3 protein-coding genes are annotated in these 6,033 nt (G+C 71.1%); all 3 read left to right on the plus strand.

From position 1 onward, the window contains the following. The first annotated feature begins 7 nt into the window (after positions 1 to 7). Entirely contained in the window at positions 8 to 1,420 is a 1,413-nt protein-coding gene (locus ENN83_RS01650; protein WP_287183314.1) for a PucC family protein, read from the plus strand. Between the two features lie 114 nt (positions 1,421 to 1,534). Next, positions 1,535 to 3,292: an autotransporter assembly complex protein TamA gene (locus ENN83_RS01655; protein WP_349760085.1), complete on the plus strand. Its 1,758-nt coding sequence runs from the start codon at positions 1,535 to 1,537 to the stop codon at positions 3,290 to 3,292. Further along, positions 3,292 to 6,033 (plus strand): DUF490 domain-containing protein (locus tag ENN83_RS01660; RefSeq protein WP_287183312.1); only part of this gene is annotated, 2,742 nt, incomplete at its 3' end. The genes ENN83_RS01655 and ENN83_RS01660, both read left to right, overlap by 1 nt.

Raw genomic sequence — 6,033 nt, forward strand, 5'->3', positions numbered from 1 at the left:
CGACCGCATGAATCGACTTAGCCGGATGGCGATCCAGGGCATCGCTAGCGCAGGCATGCGCGTGATGCCCTTTGCCGAGGCGGCAAGCGAGGATCTTCCTCTGTCGCGCCTGTTGCGCCTTGCGCTGTTCCAAGTTTCGGTCGGCATGGCCATGGTGCTGCTGGTCGGCACGCTGAACCGCGTGATGATCGTCGAACTCGAGGTGCCCGCCACCATTGTCGGCGTGATGATCGCGCTGCCGCTGTTGTTCGCGCCGTTCCGGGCGCTTATCGGGTTCAAGTCCGACACCCACAAATCAGCCCTTGGATGGCGCCGTGTGCCTTATATCTGGAAGGGCACGCTGCTGGCATGGGGCGGCTTCGCGATCATGCCGCTGGCCTTGATCGTGCTGTCGCAGCAGCAATTCGCGGCCGATGCGCCGCTTTGGGTCGGTCTTGTCAGCGCGGCGCTTGCCTTCCTGCTGGTGGGGGCGGGCGTGCATATCGTCCAGACCGTCGGGCTTGCGCTGGCCACCGATCTGGCGCCCCGCGAGGATCAGCCCAACGTGGTCGGGCTGATGTATGTGATGATGCTGGTCGGCATGATCGCGAGCGCCCTTATCTTCGGCAGGGTGCTGGAGGATTTCAGCCATCCCAAGCTGATCCAGGTGATCCAGGGCGCGGCGGTGATGACGCTGGTCTTCAATGTGCTGGCCATCTGGAAGATGGAGGCGCGCGACCGCGAGCGCGCCTATCGCCAGCGTGTGAACCCCGAGCCCGACCCCAGTTTCTCGGATGCCTGGGGGCTGTTCATGCGCGGCGCCAATCCACGCCGGCTGCTGTGGATCATCGGGCTTGGCACGATGGGCTTCGGTCTTGCCGAGGTGCTGCTGGAGCCTTACGGCGGCGAGGTGCTGGGAATGTCCGTCGCCTCGACCACGCGGCTGACCGCAACGCTGGCGATGGGCGGGCTGATCGGCTTTGCGCTGGCCTCGCGCGTGCTCAGCCGCGGCGCCGATCCGATGGTGATGGCGGGTGCGGGGGCGCTGGCGGGCGTGCCGGCCTTTGCGCTGATCACCTTCTCGGCGACGCTGCAAAGCCCGGCCATCTTCATCATCGGCACGGGGCTGGCCGGGTTCGGGGCGGGGCTGTTCAGTCACGGCACCCTGACCGCCACCATGCGCGCCGCCCCGAAGGAGCAGGTTGGCCTTGCGCTGGGCGCCTGGGGCGCAGTGCAGGCCACGTCGGCAGGCGGGGCGATCGCGCTGGGCGGGATCGCGCGTGACCTGATCCTGTTGGCGCCCTTCTCGGGGCTGTTCGGCCCGGCAACGCCCTATTTCTTCGTCTACGGGGCCGAATTGCTGTTTCTTGTCGTGACGGTCGTGGTGGCCTACCCGCTTGTTGCGCAAAAGGTTTTCGGTGCCGAGCGTCGCTCGACCTGAGCGGCATCACGTTTCCGCGCTTCGGCCTTCACTCCCTGCGCCGCTTGGACCAGTATGGGCCGCGACAGGGGGCGCGACTTGGCCGAATCGAACAAATTCCCAGCGCTTGCAGCATTGTTTGCGCTGGCGCTCGCCGCGCCGCCCGCGCTGGCGGCCGAGGTGCGGCTGTCCGCGCCCGGCGCATCGGACGGGTTGCGCGACGCGCTCAGGGCTTCTGCGCTCTGCCTTGAGGCTGCCAAAGGGGCGGATGCCAGCGCGCAGGACGTCCTTGCCGCCGCCCGGGCCGATTACGCCCGGCTGATCGGGGCGCTTTATGCGCGCGGCTATTACGCACCGATCATCCGCATTCGGCTCGACGGGCGAGAGGCGAGCGAGATCTCGCCGCTGTCGCTGCCCGACAGGATCTCGCGCGTCGAGATCGACATCGAAACCGGTCGCCCCTTCGCCTTTTCCACGGCGCAGATCGCCCCACTGGCGCGGGGCACCGAATTGCCCGAGGGCTTCGCCCCGGGAAAGCGCGCGCGCAGCACCGCGATTCGCGATGCCGCAACGGCGGGCGTCACGGGCTGGCGCGCGACAGGCCATGCCAAGGCACGCGTGGGCGAACAGCGCATCACCGCGCATCATCCCGGTGCCACGCTTGATGCGCGGCTGGGGCTGGTGCCCGGGCCGGTGGTGCAGTTCGGCGATCTGGTGATCGCCGGGCGCACGGCGGTAAGGCCGGAACGGCTGCGGGCGATTGCCGGGCTACCCACTGGAAAACGCTTCGATCCCGAGGCGCTGGAGCGCAGCGCCGACCGGCTGCGCCGCACAGGCGCCTTCCGCTCGATCAGCCTGGCCGAGGCTGAGGCGCTGGGCCCGGACAGGCGCATGGACATCACGCTCAATGTCACCGACGACAAGCCACGTCGGCTGGGTTTCGGCGCCGAGTTGTCCTCTCTCGAAGGCGTCGCGCTTTCGGCCTTCTGGCTGCATCGCAACCTGATGGGCGGGGCCGAGCGGCTGCGCTTCGATGCGGCGATCTCGGGGATCGGCGGGACCGAAAGCGGCGGCGAGGATTACCGGTTGGCCCTGCGATTCGATCGGCCCGCCTTCATCGGCCCTGATACCGGCCTTTTCGCGCTGGCCGCCATCGAGCGTCTGGACGAACCCGACTCCCGTGAGAATACCGCCCGGTTCGGTGCCGGGTTGACGCGCACGCTGTCGAAACGGCTGGCGGGCGAGGCGGCCCTGTTGTTCAGCTATTCCGATGTGCGCGACGATCTGGGAAGCCGCAGCATGACCCATGCGATGCTGCCGGTCTCGGCCACAAGGGACGACCGTGACGACCTGCTGAACCCCACGGGCGGGACTTATCTGAGCCTTGGCGTGATGCCCCTACTCGCGCTGGGGGGAGAGGCTGAAAGCGGCGCGCGGCTGACGGCCGATTCGCGGCTCTATCGCGGCATGGGCGACAGGGTGGTGCTGGCGGGGCGGCTGCAATTCGGCTCGATCCTCGGCGCGGGGGCCGAGGGCGTGCCGCCTGCGCTGCTGTTCTTCTCGGGCGGCGGCGGCACGGTGCGGGGCCAGCCCTACCAGTCGCTGGCCGTCGATCTGCCCGGCGGCGAGCGGATCGGCGGGCGGTCCTTCGTCGGGCTGTCGGCCGAGGCACGGGTGGGGGTGCGCGGCAATATCGGTCTGGTGGCCTTTGCCGATGCGGGATTCGTCAGCGCGGAGTCGTGGCTTGGCGAGGGCGACTGGCATTCCGGCGCCGGTCTGGGGCTGCGCTATGACACTGGCATCGGCCCGATCCGGGTGGATATCGCCGCACCCGTGGGCGGGGATACCGGGGACGGCGTGCAGATCTATATCGGCATCGGGCAGGCATTCTGATGCGTGTGCGGCTTGCCCTTGTCGTGATGATCGCCGCCGCCCAGCCGCTGGCCGCGCAAGACGATGACCGCAGCCTGCTGGAACGGTTCCTGGCCGACCGGCTGTCCTCGGCCGGGCGCGAGATCGACATCACCGGCTTTCGCGGCGCGCTCTCGTCGCAGGCCCGTCTTGATACGCTGACCATTGCCGATGCCGAAGGGGTCTGGCTGACGATCCGCGGGGCCGAGCTTGACTGGTCACGCGCCGCGCTCCTGCGCGGCCGGGTCGAGGTGAACCGCCTGCGCGCCGAGGAGATCGAGTTGACCCGGCTTCCCGTGGGCGATCAGGGCGCCCGGGTCGAGGATGCCGAGGCGCAGCCCTTCCAGTTGCCGGACCTGCCTGTTGCGATCCAGATCGGCGAGGTCGCGACGCCCCGGCTGGCGCTGGGCGAGGCGGTGCTGGGCCAGGCGGCCGAGCTTGCGATCACGGCCGCGCTGCGGCTGGCGGGCGGGGCGGGTGCGGTCGATCTGAGCGCGACGCGCAGCGATGCCGAGGGGCGCTTTGCGGTGGTGGCTTCCTATGCCAACGACAGCCGCGACCTTGCGCTCGACATCGCGCTGACCGAGGGGGCGGGCGGGCTGGTCTCGGGCCTTCTGGGGTTGCCGGGCGGCCCGCCGGTTGCGCTGACGCTGGCGGGGGCTGGGCCGCTGATGGATTTCGCCGCCGATCTTGCGCTGGCGACTGACGGGGAGCAGCGCGTGACCGGCCGCTTTACCCTGGACGAGCCCGCGGAAACCCCCGGCACCGCGCGGTTCGCGCTCGACATCGCGGGCGATGTCGCGCCGCTTGTGGCCGATCAGGCCCGTCCCTTCTTTGGAGATGGAGCGCGCGTGCAGCTTGCGGGCACAAGGCGGGCCGATGGCGGCACCGAACTCTCGCGCCTCGATCTGGAAACCGGCGCGCTGAAGCTGGGCGGCAGCCTGACGCTTGCTCCCTCGGGCCTGCCCGAGCGGCTGGCGCTGGACGGCACGCTGACAGGCCCCGTCGCGCTGCCGCTTGCGGGGCCGGAAACCCGCGTCAATGGCGCGCGGCTGACCGCCCGTTTCGATGCCGCGCGTGGCGAGGAATGGCAGGCCGAGGCGGTGCTGGACGGCCTGACACGCGAGGGGTTGGCGCTTGCCCGCGCCGCGATTGCGGGCAGCGGCACGATCCGGCCCGTCAGCCCCACGGCCCTGACCGCCGATCTGATCTTTTCTGCAACCGGGCTTGCCCATGACGATCCCGCCCTTGCCCGGGCGCTGGGTGATGCGCTGCGCGGCACCGCGCGGATCGTCCATGCCGAGGGGGCGGATCTGCGGCTGGATGCCCTTCGGCTGGATGCGGGCGGGCTGCGTGCCACGGCAAGCGGCACGCTTGGTGCGCTGAGCGCGGGCCTGCCGCTGGACGGACGGGCCGAACTGGCGCTGGACGATCTTGCCCAGATCGCGCCGCTTGCAGGTGCTGCGCTGGGCGGCGCGGCCGAGGCGCGGGTTCAGGGGCGCTATGGCCTGCTTGACGGGGTTTTTGACCTGACGCTGGCCGCCGACACGCGCGATCTGGTGACCGGGACGCCGCGACTCGATCCGCTACTGGCCGGTGTGGGCAGGCTGTCGCTTGCGGTCGCGCGGGGGCCTGCGGGGACCGCGCTGCGCGCGATGGCCATCGAGACGTCCGCGCTGCGCCTGACGGCCGAGGGTGAGTTGTCCACCGCCGCGGCGGGTCTGCGTCTGTCGGGCGAGGTCCGTGATCTGGCGCGGGTCGATGGACGGCTGTCGGGGCCGGGCAGCATCGAGGCGGGCCTTGGCTGGGAGGAGGGCGGCCGCATCCGCATCGACCGGCTGGAGGCCACCGGCGCGGGCGCGCGGCTGACGGCCACGGGCGTGGTCAGCCCCGACGATCCGGCGCTGCCCGCCGAGGGGCGCGTCACGCTTGTCGCGCGCGATCTTGCGCCCTTCTCGGGGCTTGCCGGGCGGCCGCTGCGCGGGGCACTGGACGCCACGCTGACCGGGGCGGGCGCGCTGCGCGGCGATCTGCGCGCCGAGCTTGACGCGCGCGGGCAGGGGCTGGCGCTGGGGCTGGGCATGATCGACCGGCTGATCGGCGGCGAAAGCCGGATATCGGCCCGCGGCGCGCGCCGCGACGGGGCGCCGATGATCGAGGCGCTTGATCTGTCCACGCCGGTCCTGCGCCTGAGCGCGACCGAAGCCGGGGGCGGCGCGCTGAACCTGTCGGGGCGGTTGTCCGATCTTGCGCTGCTGGCCCCCGGCTTTCCCGGCCCGCTGACGGTCACGGGCCGGGCGCAGCCCGACAATGGCGATGTCCGGCTTGCGCTTGACGCGACGGGGCCGGGGGGCACGACTGCGCGGCTGGCGGGGTCGCTGGCGCTGGACGGTGCGCGGGCCGATCTGACCGCATCGGGCACGGCGCCGCTTGCGCTGGCCAACGGCTTCATCGCGCCGAGCAGCCTGGACGGGCAGGCGCGCTATGATCTTGCGCTGCGCGGGCCGCTGGCGCTGTCCTCGCTATCGGGCCGCGCGGTGACCGAGGGCGCGCGGCTGGCGCTGCCCGCGCAGGGTCTGGCCGTGACCGATATCGGCGGCTCGATCGCGCTTGCGGACGGGCGGGCGCAGATCGACCTTGCCGGGGCGTTTGACGGGCGGGGCCGCGTGACAGTCGCAGGGCCGGTGACGCTGGCCGCGCCCTTCAACGCCGATCTGGCGATC

The organism is Rhodovulum sp., assembly GCF_011048875.1.
GTDB lineage: Bacteria > Pseudomonadota > Alphaproteobacteria > Rhodobacterales > Rhodobacteraceae > Rhodovulum > Rhodovulum tesquicola.

Bases quoted from the DNA above. Each gene is read 5' to 3' on its own strand.
- ENN83_RS01650 (WP_287183314.1), top strand. From the start codon at position 8: ATGAATCGACTTAGCCGGATGGCGATCCAGGGCATCGCTAGCGCAGGC.